We start from the raw sequence: 23256 nt of genomic DNA, 5'->3' as shown, positions 1-23256 counted from the left end.
CGTGGGAACTGGTTTTAGGGGCGCGGGGAACTGCGCGAGAAGCGGCCACCGGGCCGCACCCGGAAAACAATCCCTACTGCGCAGCAGACCGCGCCTTGAAGGCAGCCTTGCGGGCCTCCTTGGCCACCCGCTTGTCGGGATGCAGCCGCCCCATGGCCTCCAGCACATCCGGCGTGGCGGGATGATCCACCCGCCACGCCGCAGCGAAGAACCCGCTGTGCTGCGCGGCAAGCCCCTCCACCAGCGCCTGCAACTCGTCCGAGTTCCCCTCGAGGGAGAGCTGCGCCGCGATGGTGTCGACGGTGAGCCAGAAGACCAGGTCCTCCGAGGGCGCGGGCACATCACCGAACCCGTGCTCGGCGAGCCAGACCCGGGCGAGCCCCCCGAGCTCGGGATCGTCGAGAACCTCCCGGAGCGCGGGCTCGGCCTCGGCCCCGACAAGAGACAGCGCCTGCTGACAACGGAGCCGCCGCAACGGCGCCCCGTCGTCGGCCCCGCGCGCCGCGGCCAGCAACTCCCGCGCCGCGCCCAGCGGTTCACGCCGAGCGAGCCACTGCTCGATCTCGGCCTGCGCGGCCGCCTGCGGGAACGCGGACGTGCTGTCGAGGAGCACGTCGGCCCCCTTGTCGACGAGGCCACCGACGGCCGGCGCGTCGACCCCGGCCTCCAGCATCCGCGCCCGGATCCCGTACAGACCGAGCGGAGTGAGCCGCACCATCCCGTACCGCGAGACGTCGGAGTCGTCGACCGGCTCGGCGACGGACTCGGCCGCCTCGTCGATGTCGGCCATCAGCGCCTCGTCGACCGGCTGGAACTCCACGAGCCCGACGGGGTCGAGCAGCCGGAACTGGTCGTCGAGCCGCATCATCGCGTCCGACACCTGCTCCAGGACGTCGTCGGTGGGCTCCCCCATGTCGTCGGGGACGATCATCGAGGCGGCGAGGGCGGGCAGCGGCACGGGCCCGTCTCCCGCGCCGCCCTCGGCGACGGTCAGCAGGTACAGATTGGCGAGGACGCCTTCGAGGAACTCGGACTCGGCCTCGGGGTCCCAGTCGAGCTGCGAGAAGTCGATCTCGCCGCCCTCCTCCATGGCGCCGACCAGATCGTCCAGGTCCGGCACGGAGGCGTCGGCGAGCACGCTGTCGAGCGCGCCGAGCCAAAGCCCGAGGATGTCGGCGGGGCCGCCGGAGGTGAGAACGCCCAGCTCCTCGCCGACGGTGACGGTGCCCTCCTCCTCGTCGACGATCTCCACGAGCCCGGTGTCGACGGCGATCCGCCAGGCCTCGCTCGCGTACGCGGCGGCCTCGCCGTCGTCGGTGCCGACGCCGGAGAGTCCCAGCTCGGCAGCGGCGGCGGGCAACTGCTCCTCGACGAGTTCGCCGCCCGCGCCGACCCGGGTGCCGGGTCCGGCCCAGCGCGCGAGCCGCACCGCGCGCGACAGCAGGGGGCTGGCGAGGGCGTCCCGCGCCAGCTCCGCTTCGGCGGGCAGCCGCACCGGCGGCAGGGGGGAGCTGTCTGACATCGGCTGGTTCTCCTCGGGCCGTACAAGTGTCATGCGTTGCGACCGCTCAGCGTAGACGGATTTGACCCTTTGCCGCCCAGTTCATGTACCCGTCAGGTTTCGCTCGCCTGTGGGACACCCGGAAAACCTTGACAACTCCCCTGCCCAGGAAAGAGATTGACGCGCGTAGACGAAGACAGCTGAGAACGGCTGAAGACAGCCGGAGACAGCAGCAGAGACAGAACCCGCGCACGCTCCACCCTCGTCCCGGCGCTCGCCACACGCACGCCCCCGGAGGCATTCCTTGTCGAGCAGATCCGTATCGTCCGCTTCGCCCGCCCACTTGGCGCGTACCCGTTCGCGCCTCGCCGCGCTCGCCGTCGCCACCGCGAGCTGCGCGACCTACGCCGTCGTGGTGACGGCCCCCGCGCACGCCGCCACGGCCGCCATCCACGACGTCCAGGGCAGCACCCGCGTCTCCCCGCTCGTCGGCCAGGCGGTCGCGGACGTGCCCGGTGTGGTGACCGGTGTCCGCACGTACGGCTCGTCGAAGGGCTTCTGGTTCCAGGACCCGAACCCGGACGCCGACCCCGCCACCAGTGAGGGCGTCTTCGTCTTCACCAGCTCCGCGCCGACCGTGAAGGCCGGTGACGCGGTGACCGTCTCCGGCACGGTGACCGAGTACGTGCCGGGCGGCGCCTCGTCCGGCAACCAGTCGCTCACGGAGATATCGAAGCCGACGGTGACGGTCGTCTCGTCCGGCAACGCGATCCCGGTGACGACGATCAGCGCGAAGTCGGTCCCGGACGCCTACACCCCGGCGGGCGACAGCGCGGCGAACGGCTCGGTCAACGGTCTGACGCTCCAGCCGAGGAAGTACGCCCTGGACTACTACGAGTCCCTGGAGGGCCAGAACGTCCGGATCGGCTCCTCGCGGGTGGTGACCGCGTCGGACCCGTACACCGAGCTGTGGGTCACGGTGAAGCCGCACGAGAACGCGACGAAGCGCGGCGGCACCCGTTACGGCAGTTACGAGTCGCAGAACACGGGCCGCCTCCAGGTCCAGTCGCTCGGCGCGACCGCCGACTTCCCCGTGGCCGATGTCGGTGACGTGCTGAAGGGCACCACCGAGGGCCCGCTCGACTACAACTCGTACGGCGGATACACGCTCGTCGCACGGGAGTTGGGCAGCCTGAAGCAGTCGGGCCTGACCCGTGAGACGACCCGGGCGCAGAAGTCGAACGAGCTGGCCGTGGCCACGTACAACGTCGAGAACCTCGACCCGGGCGACGCCACGTTCGAGGAGCACGCGGCGGCCATCGTCGACAACCTGCGCTCGCCCGACATCGTGTCGCTGGAGGAGATCCAGGACAACAACGGCGCGACGAACGACGGCACCGTCGCGGCCGACCGGACGATGGCGAAGCTGACCGACGCGATCGTCGCGGCGGGCGGCCCGCGCTACGAGTGGCGCTCCATCGACCCGGTGAACAACGCGGACGGCGGCGAGCCGGGCGGCAACATCCGCCAGGTGTTCCTCTTCAACCCGGAGCGGGTCTCCTTCACCGACCGGGCGGGCGGCGACGCGACGACGGCGGTCGGCGTGACGAGCGCCGGCAAGAACAAGGCGGCGCTCACCGCGTCGCCGGGCCGTGTCGACCCGGCGAACGCGGCCTGGACGAACAGCCGCAAGCCGCTGGCCGGCGAGTTCACCTTCCGCGGCAAGACGGTCTTCGTCATCGCCAACCACTTCGCGTCGAAGGGCGGCGACCAGGGCCTGACCTCGCAGTACCAGCCGCCGACGCGCAGCTCCGAGACGCAGCGCCACGCGCAGGCGACGGTCGTGAACTCCTTCGTGAAGGACATCCTCAAGGTCCAGAAGAACGCCGACGTGATCACGCTCGGCGACATCAACGACTTCGAGTTCTCCGGCACGGCGAAGCTCCTGGAGGACGGCGGCGCGCTCTGGTCGGCGATCAAGTCGCTGCCGAAGAGCGAGCGTTACACGTACGACTACCAGGGCAACAGCCAGGTCCTCGACCAGATCCTGGTCAGCCCGTCGATCCGGTCCAAGGGCTCGTTCCGTTACGACAGCGTGCACATCAACAGCGAGTTCCACGACCAGATCAGCGACCACGACCCGCAGGTGCTGCGCCTGCGGCCGTGATCCCCGCGCCAGGCTCGGCTCAGCGGAAGAGAGCGGTGAGCCAGGCGCTCCAGACGGTGGTGTTCCGGTCGGCGTCGGCGTCCGGCGCGAAGTCGTGGACGGTGATGCCGACCGGGGCGCCCCAGCGGCCGCGGCCGAAGACGCGGTAGAGGGCGGTGTCGGTGCGCAGGCCGATGAACCAGTCGTTGCGGTAGTCGAGAACGGTGTCCAGGGTCGCGCCGTCCGGGCCCTGGACCCGGACCCGCGCACCGGCCGCGGCGTTCTCGGGCAGGTTCAGCGCGCGGCCCACGGCGGCGAGGGCGTCCTTGGTCGCCGAGGCCGCGGGCGCGTCGAGGGTGCTGAAGGCGGCCGTGCGGCCCGGGAAGTGCGTGACGTACTGGCGCAGGGTGTGCAGATAGAAGTCGGTGTGCTTGTCGGCGCCGTCGTAGTACTCGTCCCAGTTGTCGACGAAGATGCCGCTGTGGACGTAGCGGACCCAGGAGCGGGCGCCGCCGTCCCTGGCCTCGATCGTGTAGTCGAGCTGGTTGCTCGTCTGGAACGGGGGCAGCGCGTCCGGGTCGTCGGAGCGGACGGTGAGCCGGTGCGGCGGGTCCCACACGGTCAGTACGGAGTGGAAGGGGCCCGCGCCGCCCTCCTTGGGCTCGAACTCCATCGGCCACTGCCAGCCGCCGGTGTGCCGGGTGACGGCGTCCCAGACCTGCTCGGGCGAGGCACCCACCTCGAACTCGCGGGGGATCTCGAACTCTTTCCCGTTCTTCTCGGCGTTCTCGGCGTTCTCGGCGTTCTCGGCGTGCCGCTTGTCGTCACTCATGGCCTGTCACTCCGTCAGTTCCTGCTCGGTGGTGGGTAGTCGGGGTTCCTCGTCACGGACCTTCGGGTGCAGGGCGATCACCAGGCGGTGGTCGCGCCCGTCGGCGGCGTCCGCCGCGTGGTACTTGCGGATCAGCCCCTCGACGCCCTGCGTCAGCTCCGTGACGAACGCCGCCCGGTCGGCGGCGGACGCGAACCGCACCTCGCCGTCGAGCGCGAACGTCGCCAGCCGCTTGCGGGCCTTCGCGGCGCCGGTGAGCAGGGCGCCCATGTCCCGTACGAGACGGGCGGCGAGCGCGATGAGCCAGTGCGCGGAGAGCCGGTCGCGGTCCCGGTCGGGGTCGGGCTGCACCGCGCCGAGCGCCCCGGGCGAGATCACGTAGCTGGCCGCACTGGCCCGCATCAGCCGCTCGGTCACATTGCCCTTGCGCCGCTCGCCGGCCAGCTCGACCAGGCCGTGCTTCTCCAGCGTCTTCAGGTGATAGTTCACCTTCTGCCGCGGCAGGCCGACCTTGGGGGCCAGCATCGCCGCGGACGCGGGCCCCTCGGCGAGCTCGGCGAGCAGCCGGGCCCGTACGGGGTCGAGCGAGACCGCGGCGGCGGCCGGATCCTCGATGACGGTGACGTCGAACATGACTCCACCGTCCCACCGAAAACTTTTTTTGTCCAGGCGGGGAATCTGTTCGGGGCCTGCCCCCTTCTGCGGCTCACGGCCGCGTGTCGGGTCCGCCCCGCGCCTCGCCGAGCCGGCCCAGCTGACCCTGGAACCAGTCGAGCCGGGCCTGCAGCAGGGCCGCCTCGGCGACCAGCTCCGGCATACCGGGGAGATCTGCGGCGGTCTGGGTACCGGGCGCGGCGATCACCGTGAGTCCCTGGCCCGCGCGCTCGGCGAACGTCGCGAGGGTCCAGCGCGCCCGGCCGCCCACACAGCCGCCGCACGCCGCTTCGAGGGCCCGCGCTCCGTCACGCCCCCACCCGGCGTCGGCGAGCACCGACGCCGCGGCGCCGCACGGACACGGCCCTACGGTCATGGTGCGCACCCGCTGCCGGGCATAGCGGAAGCCGCGCTCGAAGCGGATGTAGCGGCCGAGGACGGAGACGTCGAGCAGGACCGTCTTGCGGTGCTCGGCGAGCACCAACAGGCCCTCGGCGACCGCGCGTTCGTGCACGCAGTGGAAGCCGCAGTCGCAGCGCCGGTGAGGGACGCGGTGCCGCCTCCCGTACACGCACCGCGCCAGGTCGAGCACTCCGTAGGGCGCGGCAGCGCCGAGCGAGACGCCCAGGAAACCGGCGCGCCCACCGTCCGTGTGGAGCACGGGGTGGGCGATCTTGAATCCGGTGGGCGGCTCCCTCGGGCTCTCCTCGGGGAGCCGGAGTCTCATCGGACGGCCGGGACCTCGAGGGGCTCCGGCGCACCGGCCGCGCCCGTCAACGTCTGCTGATCCACGGTGACTTCATCGTCCGCGGCGACCTCGGGGGCCTCCTGCGGCGCTTCCTCGGCGATCCCGGTGGCGAGTGCCTTGCCCAGCCTCATGCTGCCTCCCCTGAACGGCCTGCGAGCTACGCCTTCATGGTGGCGCATACGGGGCGATTTGGCAGCAGGGCCTCAGATCTCCTCGGCGAGCAGCTCGGCCAGGGACCCGGCGAGCGCCACGACGCCGTCCCGGTCGAGCCCGGCGCGCTCGCGGCCGGGGCCGTGCCGCAGCGCCCAGAACACGGTCTGGACTGCGCGGAGTTGGCACCAGCGCCGGACGCGGTCGCGGTCGAGTCCGGCGGCATCGGTGAAGATGTCCAGGCTGCGCCGGACGGCTCTGCCGAGGTCGTCCTCCGCCAGAAGGAAGAGCAGGTGTGCCTTGATGACCGTACCGGCGTCGTAGGCGGGGTCGCCCGCGCACCCTTTCGGGTCGACGGCGAGCCAGGGTTCGCGCGCGGCGCGCAGGATGTTCCTGGCGTGCAGGTCGCCGTGGACGAGCAGATCGGGCTGGTGCCGCGCGAGATCGCGCACGGTCTCGGCCGCGACGGCCAGCACCCGCGACGGCAGCGGATGCGCGAACTCGGCTGCGTCGGCGTGCAGTTGATCATCCCACTCGTCGGCATGATCCCGCAGCCGGGGCAGTCCGGGTGGCGCGGGCACGGCGAGGCAACGGCTGAGGCGGCCCGCGACGGTCATCATCGTGTCGGGGTCGCCGCACTCGGCGAGGGTCGTCCCGGCCACCCGTTCCAGGAGCATCGCGAAGCGGTCGTCGGCGCGCTCGCGGAGCCGGACGGCCCCGCGCCCGTCCCACAGCTCCAGGGCGTCGGGTTCATGGACGTTGCCGGGGTGCGGGAACGACACCTTCAGGGCCGCGGGGCTCCCGTCCCGTCGCCGCACGGGCACGATGACGCCGACCCCGCCGTGCAGCACGCGGCTGTCGGCCACGCACTGCCACCGCTCCAGCAACTCATCCACGATATGCGGCAGTTCGGTGATCCAGGCCGCGCCGGCCGCTCCTTCACGGGCGACGGTCCCGCGCGCGAACGCCCCCGGCACTTCGATCATCCGGGAACCCTATGTCACCGGCGCACAGTGCGAACTCGTCGGCCACGATCGCCTCGGCCACCTCGACCGCCCGCTCGCCGGCGAGCCGCAGCCCGGCCTGCGAGTACGGCGGTGGCGCCGGCCGCCTGCGCCGCCACCAGGCGGCACCGGCCGCGTAGATCCCACTCGCGCACATCAGCGCCGGCATGGTCAGGGCAAGGACCACGTCTCGCACCAGAACCCCTTTGCGAACCACATGAACTGACTGAGGAACAGCTTCTGTGCAGTTCATCGGATTCCGGCCGACTCCACTGAAGAACCCCTTTAAGCCAAAACGTGGCAAGAACCGGCCAAGTCAACACAAAAAACCGCGTCACTCTCCTCCCACTTAAGCAACGCTCCACGTCACCTCGTAGCAGATTTAAGTGGAGCTTCACGGTCAGACGGCCGAAACTGCACCCATGGACACCACCGCCCCGCAGCGCCCCCGCAGCCCGTTCGGCCGCGCCCTGTGCGCCATGGTCACCCCCTTCACCGACGACGGCGCCCTGGACCTGACCGCCGCGCAGCGGCTGGCCGACCGGCTCGTGACCGAGGGCTGCGAGGGGCTGGTCCTGTCCGGCACCACCGGTGAGTCCCCCACCACGACGGACGCCGAGAAGCGAGACCTGGTGCGCGCGGTACGCGAGGCGGTCGACGGCCGGGCCACGGTCCTGGCGGGCGTCGGCACGTCCGACACCCGGCACACGATCGCCCTGGCCCACGAGGCCCAACGGGCAGGCACGGACGGCCTGTTGGCGGTCACCCCGTACTACAGCAGGCCGCCGCAGGACGCCGTGGAGGCCCACTTCCGCGAGCTGGCCGACGCCGTGGACGTACCCGTGATGCTGTACGACATCCCCGGCCGCACCGGCACCCGCATCGAGCCGGACACCATGATCCGGCTCGCCGCGCACCCGAGGATCGTCGCCGTGAAGGACTGCGCGTACGACCTGCTCGGCACACAGAGGGTCATGGCCGCCAGCGACCTGGCGTACTACACGGGCTGCGACGAGTACGTGCTCGCGCTGTACGCGCTGGGCGGCGCCGGTTACGTCTCGACGGTCGCCAACGCCGTCCCCGGCGCCTTCCGCGCGATCGTCGACGCGTACGACGCCGGGGACACCGCCGAGGCCGCCCGCCGTCAGCGGCTGACGGTGCCGCTGACGCAGGCGGCCATGAACGCAGGGCTGCCCGGCACCGTCACCGTGAAGGCCCTCCTGGCCGCACTCGGCCTGCCGGGCTGCGGCCCGGTCCGGACACCCCTGCGGCCCGCCGGCCACGAGGTGACCGACGGGCTGCTCCGGGTTTACGACGCGCTGGTCAGCGCGTCGTGAACTGGGGGTACCAGCGGCCGGGATAGTCCGCCGACGCCTTGCGGAAATCGCTGAGCGGGACCGTCTTGTGGCTGTGGAGCGTGACGAGCAGCAACTGGTTGCGGAACTCGCCCTTGCCGTCGCACTTCTTGGGGGCGCAGCCCCAGGTGATGACCCGGTCGTCGTCGGCCCAGGCGAGCGGTGTCTGGACGTCCAGTTCGTCGACGCCTGCGCCGCTACTGGCGTCGAGTACCTTGCCGCCGTCCCGGATCACCAGCTTGCCGTTCGGGGAGATGCCCTGCTGGATGTTCGGGCGGAAGTGCCGGGCGTTGTCAGGGACCGCCGCCGCCCTGCCCTCCAGGTCGTAGTACGAGCCATTGCCCATGGAGTCACTGAAAACAAGGTTCCCGGCCTGGCTGAAGACGAAGTCCTGCCGGGCGTTGAAGTTCGACTCGTCGGCGGGCGCCGCGTGCCATTTCCCTCCGCCCTTGTCGGCGTCGAGCACATAGAAACCGGTCCGGGTCGAGGTGGGCGGTCCAGGCTTCGCCGCCCCACTGTCGGACGTCGTGTGCTCCATCGTCCAGTGGTCCGGATCCTTCTCGTACGTCGTCGCGACGAGCTTGTCGCCGTCGGGCGAGAACCCGACCGAGGCCACCTTGTGGTCGACGGGGATCCATCGCGTGACCTTGTCGGTGGCGAGGTCGAGGATGCCGACACGGTCGGACGGGAGCTTCCGCTCCAGCACCGCGGCGGTGCGCAGGCCGGGAGCGACGGTCAGCCAGGACCACCGGGTGGTCTTGCGGTAGGTCTTCGTGGTCGGATCGAGCACCCCGTACGTGCGGGTCAGTTCCGAGTCGCCGCCGTCCAGCTTCACCTTCTTGTACGTCTGGAAAGCGGCCAGCGCCGAGCGCCCCGCCGCGATCGCGTCGCGCGGCGGCGACTGGTCAGGGTGCGCGATGACGTCCTCGGTGCCGAGCACGCCCGTGGCTCGGTCCTGGTCCTCCAGCGCCCTCGGCACCAGCACGGCCGCGGCCACCACGACGGTCACCGCGAGCACCGCCGTCACCGCGGTACGTCCCCTGCGGCGCCGCCGGGCCACGAGTACTTGGTCGGCCAGGTCCGGCGAGGCGGGACCGGTGCCGGCGGCCTGCTCGCGCAGAGTGTCCTTCAGTACCTCTTCGACGTTCACGGGCGCACCTCCACAGGCGCGTAGTCACGGGACGGCGGCGGTCCGGGAATCCCGGGACCCAGCTCCGGCACGAGGGCGCGCAGCCTGGCCAGGGACCGGTGGGTGGTGGAGCGGACCGTACCGACGGAACAGCCGAGAAGCCGGGCCACGTCCGCCTCGGGCAGATCCTCGAAGTAGCGCAGGACGAGAACGGTGCGCTGGCGGGCGGTGAGCCGCCCGAGGGCCTCACGTACGACGACACGCAACTCGGCGGAGGACGCACCCCCCTCAGTGCCGGCGCTGTCCGGCACCTCCCCGTAACTCACCTCGCGCCGAGGCCACTTCAGCCGCCAGCGCCCGATCTGCTGCCGGTACAGGACCTGCCGCACATACGCCTCGGGATCCTCGACGCGGCTCCACTTGCCCGCGACCTTGATCAGCGCGTTCTGCAACAGATCCTCGCCCGCGTGCCGGTCGCCGCCGCTGAGCAGCACGGCGGTCTTCAGCAGCGCGGACGACCGGCTCGCCACGAACTCCCGGAAACTCTCCGCGCCCGAATCGTGCACGGCATCCATCGTCACCTTCCTTCTCCCCCACCACCGACGTGGTGCTCCTGACCTTGGTGACGCCTGTGAACGCCCCCCGCTATGCCGCCCCGCCGAAAATCTTTCCGCGTACACGCCACGGGCGGCCCGCACCGAGAATCCGGTGCGGGCCGCCCGTGGGAGCTGGGAAGATCAGTTGTGGCTGTGCAGAACCTCGTTCAGCCCGCCCCACACCGCGTTGTTCGGCCGGGCCTCGACCGTGCCCGTGACCGAGTTGCGGCGGAAGAGGATGTTCGAGGCGCCGGAGAGGTCGCGGGCCTTGACGATCTCGCCGTCGGGCATCGTGACGCGGGTGCCCGCGGTGACGTAGAGACCGGCCTCGACCACGCACTCGTCGCCGAGCGCGATGCCGACGCCCGCCTCGGCGCCGACGAGGCAGCGCTCGCCGATGACGATGCGGACGTTGCCGCCGCCCGAGAGGGTGCCCATGGTGGAGGCGCCGCCGCCGATGTCCGAGCCGTCGCCGACGACGACGCCCGCGGAGATGCGGCCCTCGACCATCGACGTGCCGAGCGTGCCCGCGTTGAAGTTCACGAAGCCCTCGTGCATGACCGTGGTGCCCTCGGCGAGGTGCGCGCCGAGGCGGACGCGGTCGGCGTCGGCGATGCGCACGCCCTTGGGGGCGACGTAGTCGGTCATGCGCGGGAACTTGTCGATCGAGGTGACCTGGAGGTGCAGACCCTCGGCACGCGCGTTCAGGCGGACCTTCTCGACGTCGTCGACGGCGACCGGGCCGAGCGAGGTCCAGGCGACGTTGGCGAGGAAGCCGAACTGGCCGTCCAGGTTCACGCCGTGCGGCTTGACCAGGCGGTGGCTGAGCAGGTGCAGACGCAGGTACACGTCGTGCGCGTCCAGCGGCTTGTCGTCGAGGGAGGCGATGACCGTGCGGACGGCCACGACCTCGACACCGCGGCGGGCGTCGGGGCCGATCGCCTTCGCGGCACCCTCGCCGAGCAGCTCGACGGCCTTCTCGGCGGTGAGCTTCTCGGAACCGGCCGGGCCGGGCTCGTCCGTCAGGGACGGCGCGGGGAACCAGGTGTCGAGAACGGTGCCGTCGGCGGTGACGGTGGCGAGGCCGGCGGCGACGGCGCCGGTGGAGCGGGAAGCAAGGGTCGTGTCGGTCATGGGGCCCAACCTAATCGTCGGGCCCCTGTTCGGGCGAACCAGCGGGGGCGGCGTCTCAGGTGCCGGGCGGCGCCGCCCCCGTCGTCACAGGGCGCGTCGGTCGCGGCAGGTCAGGGCGGTCAGGGGCGGTCCCCCTTGTGGTCCACGACGGCCGTGTCCAGGAGCGCCGTCTGGAACATGATGTCGCCGGCCTTCCACGGCCGGTCGGGGGTGTCGTCGCCCCCGAAGGCGAAGGACTCCTTGTAGTCCTTGACGATCAGCCATCGGTCCCCTAGGTACTGGTAGGTGCGCGGGTCGATCAGGATCTCGCGGCGGACCTTCTGCCCCTTCTCGTCGTGCCCGACCGCGATGGCGTCCCGGCCGGCGGCGTCGTGCACGAGACGCGGGGTGACCTCGGCGCCGGGTACCGCGGCCAGCGCCCGGTACAGCTTGGCGAGGGCCTTCGGCGGCATGGGCCGGGTCTCCAGTACGACGCTCATCGCGCGCATGTCGTGCTCGCCCTCGGACTCGGGGTTCCCCTTGCCCGAGGGGTAGTAGGCACGGATCTTCTTGAGCACGGCGTCCGGGTCGTCCGGCAGCGTGTTCAGGAACTGGAGCCGTTCGCGCGGCGAGCGGTCGTCGCCCTCTTTGCCGTTCTCGAAGCGCGGGTCCGCGTACAGCGTCCAGGACTCCTGGGCCTTCGCCTCGGGTGTGGGGTCGGCCTTGCTCTTGGGCCAGCCTCCCGGATCACGGGAGAGAGTCTTCGTGTAGATCCACTGTCCGGCGTGCGGGGTGGCGGGCGGGTCCGCCTTCTCGATGGTGTCCGCCGCCCGGTTCATCACCTCGCCGACCGAGCCCCGTACCGTCCGGGTGTCCGCGGGCGCGGTCCGGTCGCCGTTCCCGCCGATGTTGGCGGCCAGCACGGCGACGGCGGTCAGCGCAGCGGCCGCCCCGACCGCGGCGAACCGCCAGTCGGCCCGGAGCCTGCGTACCCGGCCGCCCCCGGCGGCCGCGGTGAGCCGGGCGCGCCCCTCGGCGAGGCGTCCCCGGTCGGGCGTCGGCGCCCCGGCCCGGAAGTCCCGTACGTCCTTCATCTCGTCCACGTTCACGGCCGGGCCACCTCCGCCATGTCACTCACGAACGCCGGGTCCGCGCCCAGCGCGGCCCGTACCTTCCTGCGTGCCCGGTTCAGCCGGGACCGCACGGTCCCGACGGGTATCCCGAGCGCCTCGGCGACGTCCTGGTACGTCAGATCGGCCCAGGCCACGAGCAGCAGCACATGCCGGTCGGCGGCGGACAGCGCGGCGAGCGCGTCGGCGAGCGGGGCCCGGTCGGCGACGCGGTCCGCGGTGTCGTCGACCCAGCCGGCCGCGACCGGGTCGTGCCCGGTCCTGGCCAGCGCGCGCAGCCCGCGCACCTCCTTGCGCCGCTGCTTGCCGATGAGGTGCGCGGCGATCCCGTACAGCCACGGCCGGGCGGCGGCCCGCGTCGTGTCGTAGCGGGCGCGCACCCGGAACGCGGTGAGGAAGGTGTCGGCGGTGATGTCGTCGGCCGCTTGCTCGCCGAGCCGCCGGGCCGCGTACCGGTGGATGTCGGGCGCGTACCGGTCGTAGAGCAGGGCGAACAGCTCCGGCTGCTCCAGGGATCTGGCGATGATCAGGCCGTCGTCGCCGGGCCCGGTGTCGGTGCCGGGCCCCCGGTGGTCCGCTCACGAATCCTCCGTCTGCGCGTGGGAACCCGAGCGGCCCCGGGAACACCCCCGTGTCCCCCGGACCCGCTCGGCGTGTCAGCCGTCGTTCCCCGCAGGCCCCGGCAGAGTTCACGCCGCACAGGAAATTCTCAGGGGATCAGCCGGGACAGCATCTCGCGGGCGTACTCGGCGTCGTACGCGCCGTCCGTGAGCAGGACTTGGAGCGAGATGCCGTCGAGCAGTGCGACGAGGGCCCGCGCGGTGACGGGGTCGGTGCGCTCGGCCAGGACGTCGGCCAGTTCCGTGCACCATTCGGCGGCGACGGGCCGCAGTGCGGGGCGGCGCAGGGCCGCGAGATACAGCTCGTACTCCAGCTCGACGCCGACGCGCTCCCCGGCGAGCCATTCGCCGAGCAGCCCGGCGAGTTCGGCGGCGAGGTCGAGCTTCGGGTCCTGGAAGGCGCCGCGCGCGGCGACGACCTTGGCGAAGCCCTCGTTGGCCTGCCGCAGCGCGGCCACCATCAGCTCGTCGAGGGTCGTGAAGTGGTACGTGGTCGAGCCCAGCGGCACATCGGCCTCGGCGGCGACGGTGCGATGGCTCAGACCGGCGATCCCCTTGGCCCCGACGACCCGGATCGCGGCGTCGATGATCCGCTGGCGCCGCTCGGGGTCGTAGCGCCGCGCCGCCATCAGTGCGCCCCGCCGAGATTGAGCAGCACGACGCCGCCGATGACGAGCACGATGCCCGCGGCCTTGGCCAGGCTCAGCCCCTCACCGAGGAAGATCATGCCGATCGCGGCGATGACGGCGGTGCCCGCGCCCGCCCAGATCGCGTACGCGGTGCCGACCTGCACGGTCTTCAGGGTCTGGGCGAGCAGCGCGAACGCGATCACGTATCCGGAGACAGTGATCAGCGAGGGCCAGAGCCTGCTGAACCCCTCGCTGTACTTCATGGCCGTGGTGGCGGCCACCTCGGCGGCGATGGCGCCCGCCAGCAGAACGTATCCCATGTGTACAAGGGTACATATCGTTGCGTACGCCCGTACACAGAAGAGCCGCACCCAGGAACGGGATGGTTCAGGCGGCGGCCCGGAAGCCGATCTCGTTGGGCTCGCGCATCCGCACCGCCCGGTCCACGATCCGGCGCTTCGCGTACGCGGCGCGGCGCAGTCCGGCGACCTTGCGGTACCGGGCGAGTTCGGCCGGGGCGGGGCGCGCGCCGCCCGCCAGGGGGTAGCCGTGGGCGATGAGCCGGTCGCCGAGGACGGTGTCGCAGAGCCGGATCTGGTCGGGCGTCAGGCGGGTCCGCCAGGTGCCGGCCCGGGTCACGTCCAGCTCGCCCCGGGTGTGCGCGTGCCAGGTCTTGCGGGCCGGCACCGCCGTGCCCGCCAGCCGGTACGGCTCGCTCATCTCGGGCGCGTACTCCTCGCCCAGGAAGCCGCAGATGCCGCGCAGTTGCGTCTCCGGGTCGGCGACGAGGTCCTCGAACCGCACCTCGTACCAGCGTTCGCTACCGAGTCCGGCCCGCCACTTGTCGGCGCCGTCCATCACCTGCGCCCAGGTGGCGACGGCCTCGTGGAAGCCGCTGTGCCACCACGGCATCCGCAGCAGCGACCCGGCGCAGTCCCGCCCGTCGCGGACGACGTGGACGAACTGCGCGTCGGGGAAGAGCCGCAGGATCTCCGGCACATGCAGCGCGTAGGCGGGCCGCTTGTCGCCCCAGCGCACCTTGCCGTGCTGCTCGGCGTAGGCCCGCAGCGCGATCCCGAGCGCCGAGCCGAGCGTGGGCGGCCCGTCCGTGATCTGCCGGATGACCCGCTCCTCGTCGAGGCCCAGTTCGAAGTAACGGGTCTCGTCGCGCCCGGTGATCCAGCGGGCGAGGGCGGCCCGGTTGGTGCGCTGCGCCAGGTCCCCGAAGGCGAGCCGCCGCTGATAGGCGGGCAGCACGAAACGGGTTTCCGGCGGCAGCGCGATCCGCGGATGCGCGTGCAGCATCAGTTGCAGCAGGGTCGTGCCCGAACGGGGGCAGCCCACGACGAACAGGGGTCGCACAGGATCACAGACGCTCACCCGCCCACCGTCACGCGCGACGCTGAGCGCACCCTTGAAGCCGCCTGAGAATCCTGTACGAACCCGTTCTCCGTGCTCTGTTCTCTGTTGTCGACCAGCCCTAGGAGACCGTGAACCGGACGGTCCGGGCCTTCTTCCACTCGTCGTGGTCGAGGTCCTTGGCCTCGGTGCCGTCGCCGTACAGGTCGGCGTCGCCGTTGTCGGTGATCAGCTGGACGCTCTGGCCGGAGGCCGTCAGGTCGGGCACCGAGACGACGGCCTCCCAGCCGCCCGGGTCGGTGGTGGGCAGGTCGCGGACCTTCGTCGGCGCGTGACCGGCGACGCCGTCCCACCGGTAGAGCGCGTACGGGTCGGAGTTGTCGTCGGCGGCCCAGCTGCCCGCGACGATCAGGTACTGGTTCGCGGCGTTCTTGCGGATGTCGCGGATCGACAGGCCGCCCAGGTCCAGCTCGATGGGCGTACCGAAGGCCGGGGTCGAGCCGCTCGCGACGACCTTGTCCATGTTGGTGACGGGCACGATGAGCGCCTTGCCGCCGTTCGCCGGCGGAACGAGCGGGGCGCGGAAACCGACGTACGCGGTGGTCGTCGAGCCGGGCGCGAACTCCAGTCCCTCGACGTTGAACCCGTCGATCTGCTTGGGCGCCTGGCCGTCGGCGGTGGCGTCCTTGAAGCCGTAGCGGTCGTCGTTGTCCTCGTCCCAGTCGACGAGCTGGTCGCGCAGCTTCTTGTAGGAGTGGGCGTAGGCCAGCTCGGTGGTGGCGCCGGAGCCGCTGACCGTCGTGGTGAAGACGGTGTTGCGGTCGGCCTTGTACTCGCCGTCCTTGTTGTTGCCGAGCGAGCCGGTCCAGTAGATGAGGTTGCCGACGCGGGTGGCGCCCTCGATGTCCATCTCCTTGCTCGCGCCGACCTTGGACGACATGTCCCAGGTCTTGACGGGAGCGCCGGAGACCGCGCCGTTGTACAGCCGCAGCACATTGGACTCGTCGTCGGCGACGATGACGTAGCCGCCGCCCGCGTCGACCGCGGCGGAGGCGTCGGACGAGCCGGTCAGGTAGCGAGTGTCGGCCGGGTTCTGCACGGCCTTGGAGGCCGCGTAGTGCAGCTTGGTGGTGGCCGTGGCGCCGCCGGTGCCGGTCACCTTCAGCGTCAGGTCGGTGTAGCCCTGGGCGCGGGCCGCGACGGACACGGTGCGGGTCGCGCCGGTGCCGCTGACGGTGACGTCGCCGGTCTGCGCGACGGACGTCTTGCTGCTGGCCGACGCGGTCACGGTGAGGGCGGAGGCGTCGGTGCCGCTCTGGGCGACGGTCACGGTGACGGCCGGGTCGCCGCTCGCGCCGACGGCGCCGGAGAGGTAGGCGGTCGACAGCTTGATCGTCGGCGTGCCGGCCGCGTGGGCCGGGAGGCCGGTGACGGCGACGGTGAGCAGTCCGCCCGCGGCGGCGACGGCCGCGCGGCGCGCGATCCGAGAGGTGTGCGGCACTGTGGTCCCTTCATCGACGTGATGCCGACGGGAAGGCTCCGCTGCGTACCCCAACCCCCGGTGTCGATCATCAGTACGGCGTCGGAACAGCTGGGACGGCAACGGCAAAGAGCCCCGGCCGCAGGGGCCGGGGCTCGTGACGCACACAGTGCCTCACACGGGGTCTCAGACGTTGAAGCCCAGCGCGCGCAGCTGCTCGCGGCCGTCGTCCGTGATCTTGTCCGGGCCCCACGGCGGCATCCAGACCCAGTTGATCCGCAGCTCGTTGACGATGCCGTCGGTGGCGGACTTGGCCTGGTCCTCGATGACGTCGGTCAGCGGGCACGCGGCCGACGTCAGCGTCATGTCGATCGTCGCGATGTTCGCGTCGTCGATGTGGATGCCGTAGATCAGGCCCAGGTTGACGACGTCGATGCCCAGCTCGGGGTCGACGACGTCGTACAGCGCCTCGCGGACCTCCTCCTCGGAGGCCGGCTTCATCTCAACAGCGTTCTCGGTCATGCGGTCTTCGCCTCCTCCGCGAGAGCCTTGGCCGTCGCGTCCTTCCACGCCATCCAGCTGAGCAGCGCGCACTTGACTCGGGCCGGGTACTTGGAGACTCCGGCGAACGCGATCGCGTCCTCCAGGATCTCCTCCATCGAGTCGTCCGGCTCGATCTGCCCCTTGGACTGCATCAGCTCCAGGAACGTCTCCTGGATCTTCCGCGCGTCCGTGAGCTCCTTGCCGACGAGCAGGTCGTTCAGCACGGAGGCCGAGGCCTGGCTGATGGAGCAGCCCTGGCCCTCGTACGAGACGTCCTCGATGGTCTCGCCGTCGTACTTCACACGCAGCGTGATCTCGTCACCGCACGTCGGGTTGACGTGGTGCACCTCGGCGTCGCCGTCGCGCAGGCCACGCCCGTGGGGGTGCTTGTAGTGGTCCAGGATGACTTCCTGGTACATGGAATCCAGCTTCACAGTCCCAGCCCTCTACCCGAAGAAGTTCCGTACGTGCTCCAGGCCGTCGACCAGCGCATCGATCTCGCCGGGCGTGGAGTACAGATAGAACGACGCTCGCGTGGTCGCAGGAATTCCGTACCGCAGGCAGACGGGGCGCGCGCAGTGGTGGCCGACGCGGACCGCGATGCCCTGCTCGTCGAGGACCTGGCCCACGTCGTGCGGGTGGATGTCGCCGAGCGTGAAGGAGATCGCGGCGCCCCGGTCCTCGGCCGTGGCCGGGCCGATGATCTTGAGGTCCGGGACGTCCTGGAGCTTCTTCACGGCGTACTCGGTGAGCGCCTGCTCGTGCCGCAGGACGTTCTCCATGCCGATCGCGTTCAGGTAGTCGATCGCCGCCCCGAGGCCGATGGCCTGCGAGATCGGCGGCGTACCCGCCTCGAACTTGTGCGGCGCGGGAGCGTAGGTGGAGGAGTTCATCGAGACGGTCTCGATCATCTCGCCGCCACCGAGGAACGGCGGCAGATCCTCCAGGAGCTCCTGACGGCCCCAGAGCACGCCGATGCCGGTCGGGCCGCACATCTTGTGGCCGGTGAAGGCCACGAAGTCGGCCTGCAGCGCCTGCACGTCGAGCGGCATGTGCGGGGCGGCCTGCGAGGCGTCGATCAGGACCAGGGCGCCGACCTCCTGGGCGCGGCGCACGATGGCCTCGACCGGGTTGTGGGTGCCCAGGATGTTCGACACGAGGACGAAGGAGACGATCTTCGTCTGCTCGGTGATGACCTCGTTGATGTTGCTCAGATCGAGGCGGCCGTCGTCGGTGAGGCCGAACCACTTCAGCTTCGCGCCGGTGCGCTGCGAGAGCAGCTGCCACGGAACGATGTTGGAGTGGTGCTCCATCTCCGTGATGACGATCTCGGTCTCGTGGTCGACCTTGTACGGCTCGTCGGCCCAGCCGAGCATGTTGGCGACGAGGTTGAGCGACTCCGAGGCGTTCTTCGTGAAGATGACCTCGTCGCGGCTCGGCGCGTTGATGAACGACGCGACCTTGTCGCGCGCGCCCTCGTACAGCGCCGTGGCCTCCTCGGCCAGCACGTGCACGCCACGGTGGACGTTGGCGTTGTGCTGCTCGTAGTACTCGTTCAGGACGTCGAGCACCTGGCGCGGCGTCTGCGAGGTCGCCGCGTTGTCCAGGTACACGAGCTTCTTGCCGTCGTGGAGCACCCGGTCGAGGATCGGGAAGTCCTTGCGGATCGCCTCGGTGTCGAGGAGGCCCGGCAGCTGTGTCACGCGGATACGCCACCCTTCACGTACTTGTCGTAGCCCTCGGCCTCGAGCTGGTCGGCGAGCTCGGCGCCGCCGGACTCGACGATGCGGCCGTTCGCGAACACGTGCACGAAGTCGGGCTTGATGTAGCGCAGGATGCGCGTGTAGTGGGTCACCAGGAGGGTGCCGACCTCGCCGTTCTCACGGACGCGGTTGATGCCCTCGGAGACGATGCGCAGCGCGTCGACGTCCAGGCCGGAGTCGGTCTCGTCGAGGATCGCGATCTTCGGCTTGAGGAGCTCCAGCTGGAGGATCTCGTGGCGCTTCTTCTCACCGCCGGAGAAGCCCTCGTTCACGTTGCGCTCGGCGAAGGACGGGTCCATGGAGAGCTTCTCCATGGCCTCCTTGACCTCCTTCACCCAGGTGCGCAGCTTGGGGGCCTCGCCGCGCACGGCCGTGGCCGAGGTGCGCAGGAAGTTGGAGACGGAGACGCCGGGGACCTCGACCGGGTACTGCATGGCGAGGAAGAGGCCGGCGCGGGCGCGCTCGTCGACGGACATCTCCAGGACGTCCTCGCCGTCGAGCGTGACGGTGCCGGAGGTGATCGTGTACTTGGGGTGACCCGCCAGCGAGTAGGCGAGAGTCGACTTGCCGGAGCCGTTCGGGCCCATGATGGCGTGCGTCTCGCCCTGCTTCACGGTCAGGTCGACGCCCTTGAGGATCTCCTTCGTGGCGTTGTCCGCCTCGACGGTGACGTGCAGGTCCTTGATTTCAAGCGTTGCCATGGGTGCCTCAGGACTCCTGGGTGAGGGAGGCGCGTACGTCAACGAGGACGCTGCCCCCTTCGATCTGTACGGGGTAAACGGGGACGGGGCGCGTCGCGGGAAGGCCGGACGGCTTGCCGGTGCGGAGGTCGAACGCGGAGCCGTGCAGCCAGCACTCGATCTGGCAGTCCTCCACCTCGCCCTCGGAGAGCGAGACGTTCGCGTGCGAGCAGATGTCGTTGATCGCGAACACCTCGCCCTCGGTGCGGACGACCGAGACCGGCGTGCCGTCGAGTTCCACCCGCTTCGGGGTGTCCTCCTCCAGCTCGCTCAGGTCGCAGGCGCGTACGAAGGCCATCAGACGGTGGCCTCCAGCTCGGCCTCGATCTTCTCGAGGAGGCGCGCCTCGATGTCGGCGACGCCGATCTGCTGGACCAGCTCGGCGAAGAAGCCGCGCACGACGAGGCGGCGGGCCTCGTCCGCGGGGATGCCGCGGGCCATCAGGTAGAAGAGCTGCTCGTCGTCGAAGCGGCCGGTCGCGGAGGCGTGACCGGCGCCGACGATCTCGCCGGTCTCGATCTCCAGGTTGGGCACGGAGTCGACGCGGGCGCCGTCGGTCAGAACCAGGTTCCGGTTCATCTCGTAGGTGTCCGTGCCCTCGGCGGCGGCCTCGATGAGGACGTCACCGATCCACACGGCGTGCGCGTCGTCGCCCTGGAGCGCGCCCTTGTAGACGACGTTCGACTTGCAGTGCGGGGTGTTGTGGTCGACCAGGAGGCGGTGCTCCTGGTGCTGGCCGGCGTCGGTGAAGTAGAGGCCGAACAGCTCGGCCTCGCCGCCGGTGGCCGCGTACTGGACGCGCGGGTGCAGGCGGACGACGTCACCGCCGAAGGTCACGACGACCGACTTGAAGGAGGCGTCGCGGCCGACGAGCGCGTTGTGCTGCGCCACGTGGACGGCCTTGTCGTCCCAGTCCTGCACGGAGACGACGGTCAGCTTCGCGCCGTCGCCGAGCAGGTAGTCGACGTTGGCGGCGAGCACCGCGTCACCGGTGTGGTCGATGACGACGACGGCCTCGGCGAAGGCACCCAGCTCGATGACCTGGTGGCCGTAGGCGATACCGCCCTCGCCGTGCACCGCGATGCGGATCGGCTCGGTGAGGACCGTCTCCTTGGGCACGGTCACAACGGAGGCCTTCTCGAAGACCGAGTACGCCTGGGCGGCGACGCGGTCGACGGGCTTGCCGGCCTTGCCGATGCGGGCGTCGTCCCGGCCGACGGTCTCGACGGTGACACCGGCCGGCGCCTCCACGTCGATCCTGACGCCGGTGCCGGTGGCGACGGCGGTGCCGTCGTGCAGCCCGCGCAGGCGCTCCAGCGGCGTGAACCGCCACTCCTCCTCACGGCCGTGCGGGACGGGGAAGTCCTGCACGTCGAAGGACGGGGGCGCGCTCATGCGCGTGGCGACGGTCGACTCGGCGGCGACCGCGACGGCGCCTGCGGTGGTCGACCCCGCAGGGATGTTCTGAGCCTCAGCCATGGCTGTCGTAGTGCTCGCTTTCATTGCGTACGTGAGGGGCTTGACGTCAGACGGCGGTCGGTGGGGACTAGCCCACCGAGCCCTCCATCTGCAGCTCGATCAGCCGGTTGAGCTCGAGCGCGTACTCCATGGGGAGCTCCTTGGCGATCGGCTCGACGAAGCCGCGCACGATCATCGCCATGGCCTCGAACTCGGAGAGACCGCGGCTCATCAGGTAGAAGAGCTGGTCCTCGGAGACCTTGGAGACGGTCGCCTCGTGGCCCATGGACACGTCGTCCTCGCGGACGTCGACGTACGGGTACGTGTCGGAGCGGGAGATGGTGTCGACGAGCAGCGCGTCGCACAGCACGTTCGACTTGGATCCGGCGGCGCCCTCACCGATCTCGACGAGGCCGCGGTACGACGTACGACCGCCGCCGCGCGCCACCGACTTGGAGACGATGTTGGACGACGTGTTCGGCGCCATGTGGACCATCTTGGAGCCGGCGTCCTGGTGCTGGCCCTCGCCCGCGAAGGCGATGGACAGCGTCTCGCCCTTGGCGTGCTCGCCCATCAGGTAGACGGCCGGGTACTTCATGGTGACCTTGGAGCCGATGTTGCCGTCGATCCACTCCATGGTCGCGCCCTCGTACGCCACGGCGCGCTTGGTGACCAGGTTGTAGACGTTGTTCGACCAGTTCTGGATGGTCGTGTAACGGCAGCGGGCGCCCTTCTTCACGATGATCTCGACGACCGCGGAGTGCAGCGAGTCGCTCTTGTAGATCGGCGCGGTGCAGCCCTCGACGTAGTGGACGTAGGCGTCCTCGTCGACGATGATCAGCGTCCGCTCGAACTGGCCCATGTTCTCCGTGTTGATACGGAAGTAGGCCTGGAGCGGGATCTCTACGTGCACGCCCTTCGGCACGTAGATGAAGGAGCCACCCGACCACACGGCGGTGTTCAGCGCGGCGAACTTGTTGTCGCCGGCCGGGATGACGGTGCCGAAGTACTCCTTGAAGAGCTCCGGGTGCTCCTTGAGGGCGGTGTCGGTGTCGAGGAAGATGACGCCCTGCTCCTCCAGGTCCTCGCGGATCTGGTGGTAGACGACCTCGGACTCGTACTGGGCCGCGACACCGGCGACGAGGCGCTGCTTCTCCGCCTCCGGGATGCCGAGCTTGTCGTACGTGTTCTTGATGTCCTCGGGCAGGTCCTCCCAGGACTCCGCCTGCTTCTCCGTGGAGCGCACGAAGTACTTGATGTTGTCGAAGTCGATGCCGGACAGGTCCGAGCCCCAGTTCGGCATGGGCTTCTTGCCGAAGAGCTTCAGGCCCTTGAGACGGAGATTGGTCATCCACTCCGGCTCGGACTTCTTGGCGGAGATGTCCTTGACGACGTCTTCGTTGATACCGCGCTTGGCAGAGGCGCCGGCCGCGTCGGAGTCCGCCCAGCCGTATTCGTACTTGCCCAGGCCCTCGAGCTCAGGGTGGGCAGTCTCCTCGATGGGGAGAGTCATGCGGGGTTCCTCCCGGCCGTGCTTGCAGATGCGTTGTGGTGGTTCTCGGGTGTGGTCTTCGGAATGTTCTTGGGGATGAACGTCGTGCAGACCCCGTCGCCGTGGGCGATGGTCGCCAGTCGCTGTACATGCGTGCCGAGCAGCTGGGAGAAGATCTCCGTCTCCGCCTCGCAGAGCTGCGGGAACTGCTCCGCCACATGGGCGACCGGGCAGTGGTGCTGGCAGAGCTGCTCACCCTGTTGCGGGAGGGGCGCGCTGCGCGCCGTAGCAGCGTACCCGTCCGCGCTCAAGGCCTTGGCCAGTGCCGCTGTCCGCTCCTCGGCGGGCGCGGCCTCCATGGCCGCGCGGTACGCCACCGCCTGCGCGGCGATCCGGGCCCGCGCGAAGGCGACGACCGCGTCGTCCCCCGCCGCTCCGCCGCCCGCGGTCTCCCGGATCCAGCGGAGCGCTTCCGCGGCGAGCTTGTCGTAGGACTGGTCGAAGGCGTCCCGGCCGCAGTCGGTCAGCGCGAACACCTTGGCGGGGCGGCCACGGGTGCGGGCCCCGTAGACACGCTGCTCCCTGGGCTGCACAACGTCGTCGGCGACCAGGGCGTCGAGGTGGCGGCGGACGGCGGCCTGGGTCAGACCGAGGCGTCCGGCCAGATCGGCGACGGTGGACGGGCCGTGGTCCAGGATGGAGCGCGCGACCCGGTTGCGTGTCGATCGCTCCGAACGCTCACCGGTCGCGAACTCCTGCGGGGCCCCGATGGGGGCCTCCTGAGCCTCGCCGACGTTTTTCACAACGCCATTGT

General features: G+C 70.6%; 26 protein-coding genes. 2 read left to right on the top strand and 24 right to left on the bottom strand.

What is annotated here, in order from left to right; translation table 11 throughout:
* Positions 1–73: 73 nt before the first annotated feature.
* On the bottom strand, positions 74–1522 hold the full coding sequence (locus K377_RS31340; RefSeq protein WP_111666958.1) for a hypothetical protein: 1449 nt from the start codon (positions 1520–1522) through the stop codon (positions 74–76).
* Between the two features lie 322 nt (positions 1523–1844).
* On the opposite strand from K377_RS31340, the gene K377_RS31335 reads away from it, so the two are divergent.
* Complete coding sequence (locus K377_RS31335; RefSeq protein ID WP_111666957.1) at positions 1845–3668, top strand: endonuclease/exonuclease/phosphatase family protein; 1824 nt, start codon at positions 1845–1847, stop codon at positions 3666–3668.
* Between the two features lie 19 nt (positions 3669–3687).
* Here K377_RS31335 and K377_RS31330 read toward each other — a convergent pair whose 3' ends face one another.
* From K377_RS31330 to K377_RS31310, 6 genes are all read right to left on the bottom strand, one after another.
* Complete coding sequence (locus K377_RS31330; RefSeq protein WP_202455127.1) at positions 3688–4479, bottom strand: SRPBCC domain-containing protein; 792 nt, start codon at positions 4477–4479, stop codon at positions 3688–3690.
* Positions 4480–4485: 6 nt separating this feature from the next.
* A complete protein-coding gene (locus tag K377_RS31325; protein WP_111666956.1) occupies positions 4486–5112 on the bottom strand; it encodes a winged helix-turn-helix domain-containing protein in 627 nt (208 codons plus the stop codon).
* Between the two features lie 73 nt (positions 5113–5185).
* Entirely contained in the window at positions 5186–5860 is a 675-nt protein-coding gene (locus tag K377_RS31320; RefSeq protein WP_111666955.1) for a hypothetical protein, read from the bottom strand.
* Entirely contained in the window at positions 5857–6012 is a 156-nt protein-coding gene (locus tag K377_RS41825; RefSeq protein WP_181512684.1) for a hypothetical protein, read from the bottom strand. Before K377_RS41825 ends, K377_RS31320 begins: the two co-directional genes overlap by 4 nt.
* A gap of 72 nt (positions 6013–6084) precedes the next feature.
* Positions 6085–7017 (bottom strand): aminoglycoside phosphotransferase family protein, encoded by a 933-nt coding sequence (locus tag K377_RS31315; protein ID WP_111666954.1) that lies wholly within the window; start codon positions 7015–7017, stop codon positions 6085–6087.
* Entirely contained in the window at positions 6971–7231 is a 261-nt protein-coding gene (locus tag K377_RS31310) for a hypothetical protein (RefSeq protein ID WP_146614792.1), read from the bottom strand. Before K377_RS31310 ends, K377_RS31315 begins: the two co-directional genes overlap by 47 nt.
* 226 nt (positions 7232–7457) lie before the next feature.
* On the opposite strand from K377_RS31310, the gene dapA reads away from it, so the two are divergent.
* Complete coding sequence (dapA, locus tag K377_RS31305) at positions 7458–8372, top strand: 4-hydroxy-tetrahydrodipicolinate synthase (protein ID WP_111666952.1); 915 nt, start codon at positions 7458–7460, stop codon at positions 8370–8372.
* Here dapA and K377_RS31300 read toward each other — a convergent pair.
* From K377_RS31300 to K377_RS31220, 17 genes are all read right to left on the bottom strand, one after another.
* On the bottom strand, positions 8359–9540 hold the full coding sequence (locus tag K377_RS31300; RefSeq protein ID WP_111666951.1) for a WD40 repeat domain-containing protein: 1182 nt from the start codon (positions 9538–9540) through the stop codon (positions 8359–8361). The genes dapA and K377_RS31300 overlap by 14 nt on opposite strands.
* The gene (locus K377_RS31295) at positions 9537–10094 is read right to left on the bottom strand and encodes a SigE family RNA polymerase sigma factor (RefSeq protein ID WP_111666950.1); all 558 of its coding nucleotides are present in this window, start codon (positions 10092–10094) and stop codon (positions 9537–9539) included. The genes K377_RS31300 and K377_RS31295 overlap by 4 nt, the downstream gene beginning before the upstream one ends.
* A gap of 162 nt (positions 10095–10256) precedes the next feature.
* Positions 10257–11249 carry a 2,3,4,5-tetrahydropyridine-2,6-dicarboxylate N-succinyltransferase gene (gene dapD, locus K377_RS31290; RefSeq protein WP_111666949.1) on the bottom strand — a complete coding sequence of 331 codons (993 nt, stop codon included), beginning with the start codon at positions 11247–11249 and terminating at the stop codon, positions 10257–10259.
* A gap of 119 nt (positions 11250–11368) precedes the next feature.
* Positions 11369–12337 carry a CU044_5270 family protein gene (locus tag K377_RS31285; protein ID WP_111666948.1) on the bottom strand — a complete coding sequence of 323 codons (969 nt, stop codon included), beginning with the start codon at positions 12335–12337 and terminating at the stop codon, positions 11369–11371.
* Positions 12334–12888: an RNA polymerase sigma factor gene (locus K377_RS31280; RefSeq protein WP_111666947.1), complete on the bottom strand. Its 555-nt coding sequence runs from the start codon at positions 12886–12888 to the stop codon at positions 12334–12336. The genes K377_RS31285 and K377_RS31280 overlap by 4 nt, the downstream gene beginning before the upstream one ends.
* Before the next feature lie 179 nt (positions 12889–13067).
* Positions 13068–13607 (bottom strand): TetR/AcrR family transcriptional regulator, encoded by a 540-nt coding sequence (locus K377_RS31275; RefSeq protein WP_111666946.1) that lies wholly within the window; start codon positions 13605–13607, stop codon positions 13068–13070.
* Positions 13607–13927 (bottom strand): multidrug efflux SMR transporter, encoded by a 321-nt coding sequence (locus tag K377_RS31270; RefSeq protein WP_111666945.1) that lies wholly within the window; start codon positions 13925–13927, stop codon positions 13607–13609. The genes K377_RS31275 and K377_RS31270 overlap by 1 nt, the downstream gene beginning before the upstream one ends.
* A 67-nt stretch (positions 13928–13994) precedes the next feature.
* Positions 13995–14969 (bottom strand): sulfotransferase, encoded by a 975-nt coding sequence (locus K377_RS31265; protein WP_111666944.1) that lies wholly within the window; start codon positions 14967–14969, stop codon positions 13995–13997.
* A 118-nt stretch (positions 14970–15087) separates the two neighbouring features.
* Positions 15088–16467 (bottom strand): DUF3616 domain-containing protein, encoded by a 1380-nt coding sequence (locus tag K377_RS31260; protein WP_111666943.1) that lies wholly within the window; start codon positions 16465–16467, stop codon positions 15088–15090.
* 165 nt (positions 16468–16632) lie between these two features.
* On the bottom strand, positions 16633–16968 hold the full coding sequence (locus tag K377_RS31255) for a metal-sulfur cluster assembly factor (protein ID WP_018533312.1): 336 nt from the start codon (positions 16966–16968) through the stop codon (positions 16633–16635).
* Positions 16965–17423 (bottom strand): Fe-S cluster assembly sulfur transfer protein SufU, encoded by a 459-nt coding sequence (sufU, locus tag K377_RS31250; protein ID WP_111666942.1) that lies wholly within the window; start codon positions 17421–17423, stop codon positions 16965–16967. The genes K377_RS31255 and sufU overlap by 4 nt, the downstream gene beginning before the upstream one ends.
* A gap of 12 nt (positions 17424–17435) precedes the next feature.
* A complete protein-coding gene (locus K377_RS31245; protein WP_111666941.1) occupies positions 17436–18692 on the bottom strand; it encodes a cysteine desulfurase in 1257 nt (418 codons plus the stop codon).
* On the bottom strand, positions 18689–19453 hold the full coding sequence (sufC, locus tag K377_RS31240) for a Fe-S cluster assembly ATPase SufC (RefSeq protein ID WP_111666940.1): 765 nt from the start codon (positions 19451–19453) through the stop codon (positions 18689–18691). The genes K377_RS31245 and sufC overlap by 4 nt, the downstream gene beginning before the upstream one ends.
* 7 nt (positions 19454–19460) lie before the next feature.
* The gene (locus K377_RS31235) at positions 19461–19790 is read right to left on the bottom strand and encodes a bifunctional 3-phenylpropionate/cinnamic acid dioxygenase ferredoxin subunit (protein WP_111666939.1); all 330 of its coding nucleotides are present in this window, start codon (positions 19788–19790) and stop codon (positions 19461–19463) included.
* On the bottom strand, positions 19790–20971 hold the full coding sequence (sufD, locus tag K377_RS31230) for a Fe-S cluster assembly protein SufD (RefSeq protein ID WP_111666938.1): 1182 nt from the start codon (positions 20969–20971) through the stop codon (positions 19790–19792). The genes K377_RS31235 and sufD overlap by 1 nt, the downstream gene beginning before the upstream one ends.
* A gap of 67 nt (positions 20972–21038) precedes the next feature.
* Positions 21039–22463, bottom strand: a complete 1425-nt coding sequence (sufB, locus tag K377_RS31225; protein WP_111666937.1) for a Fe-S cluster assembly protein SufB — start codon at positions 22461–22463, stop codon at positions 21039–21041.
* Positions 22460–23245, bottom strand: a complete 786-nt coding sequence (locus K377_RS31220; RefSeq protein ID WP_111666936.1) for a metalloregulator ArsR/SmtB family transcription factor — start codon at positions 23243–23245, stop codon at positions 22460–22462. Before K377_RS31220 ends, sufB begins: the two co-directional genes overlap by 4 nt.
* Between the last annotated feature and the right edge of the window lie 11 nt (positions 23246–23256).

The organism is Streptomyces sp. PsTaAH-137, from assembly GCF_003259365.1.
In the GTDB taxonomy this organism is placed as follows: domain Bacteria; phylum Actinomycetota; class Actinomycetes; order Streptomycetales; family Streptomycetaceae; genus Streptomyces.
The sequence above is the reverse complement of the archived record's forward strand: the minus strand, read 5'-3'. Positions and strand labels throughout refer to the sequence as shown.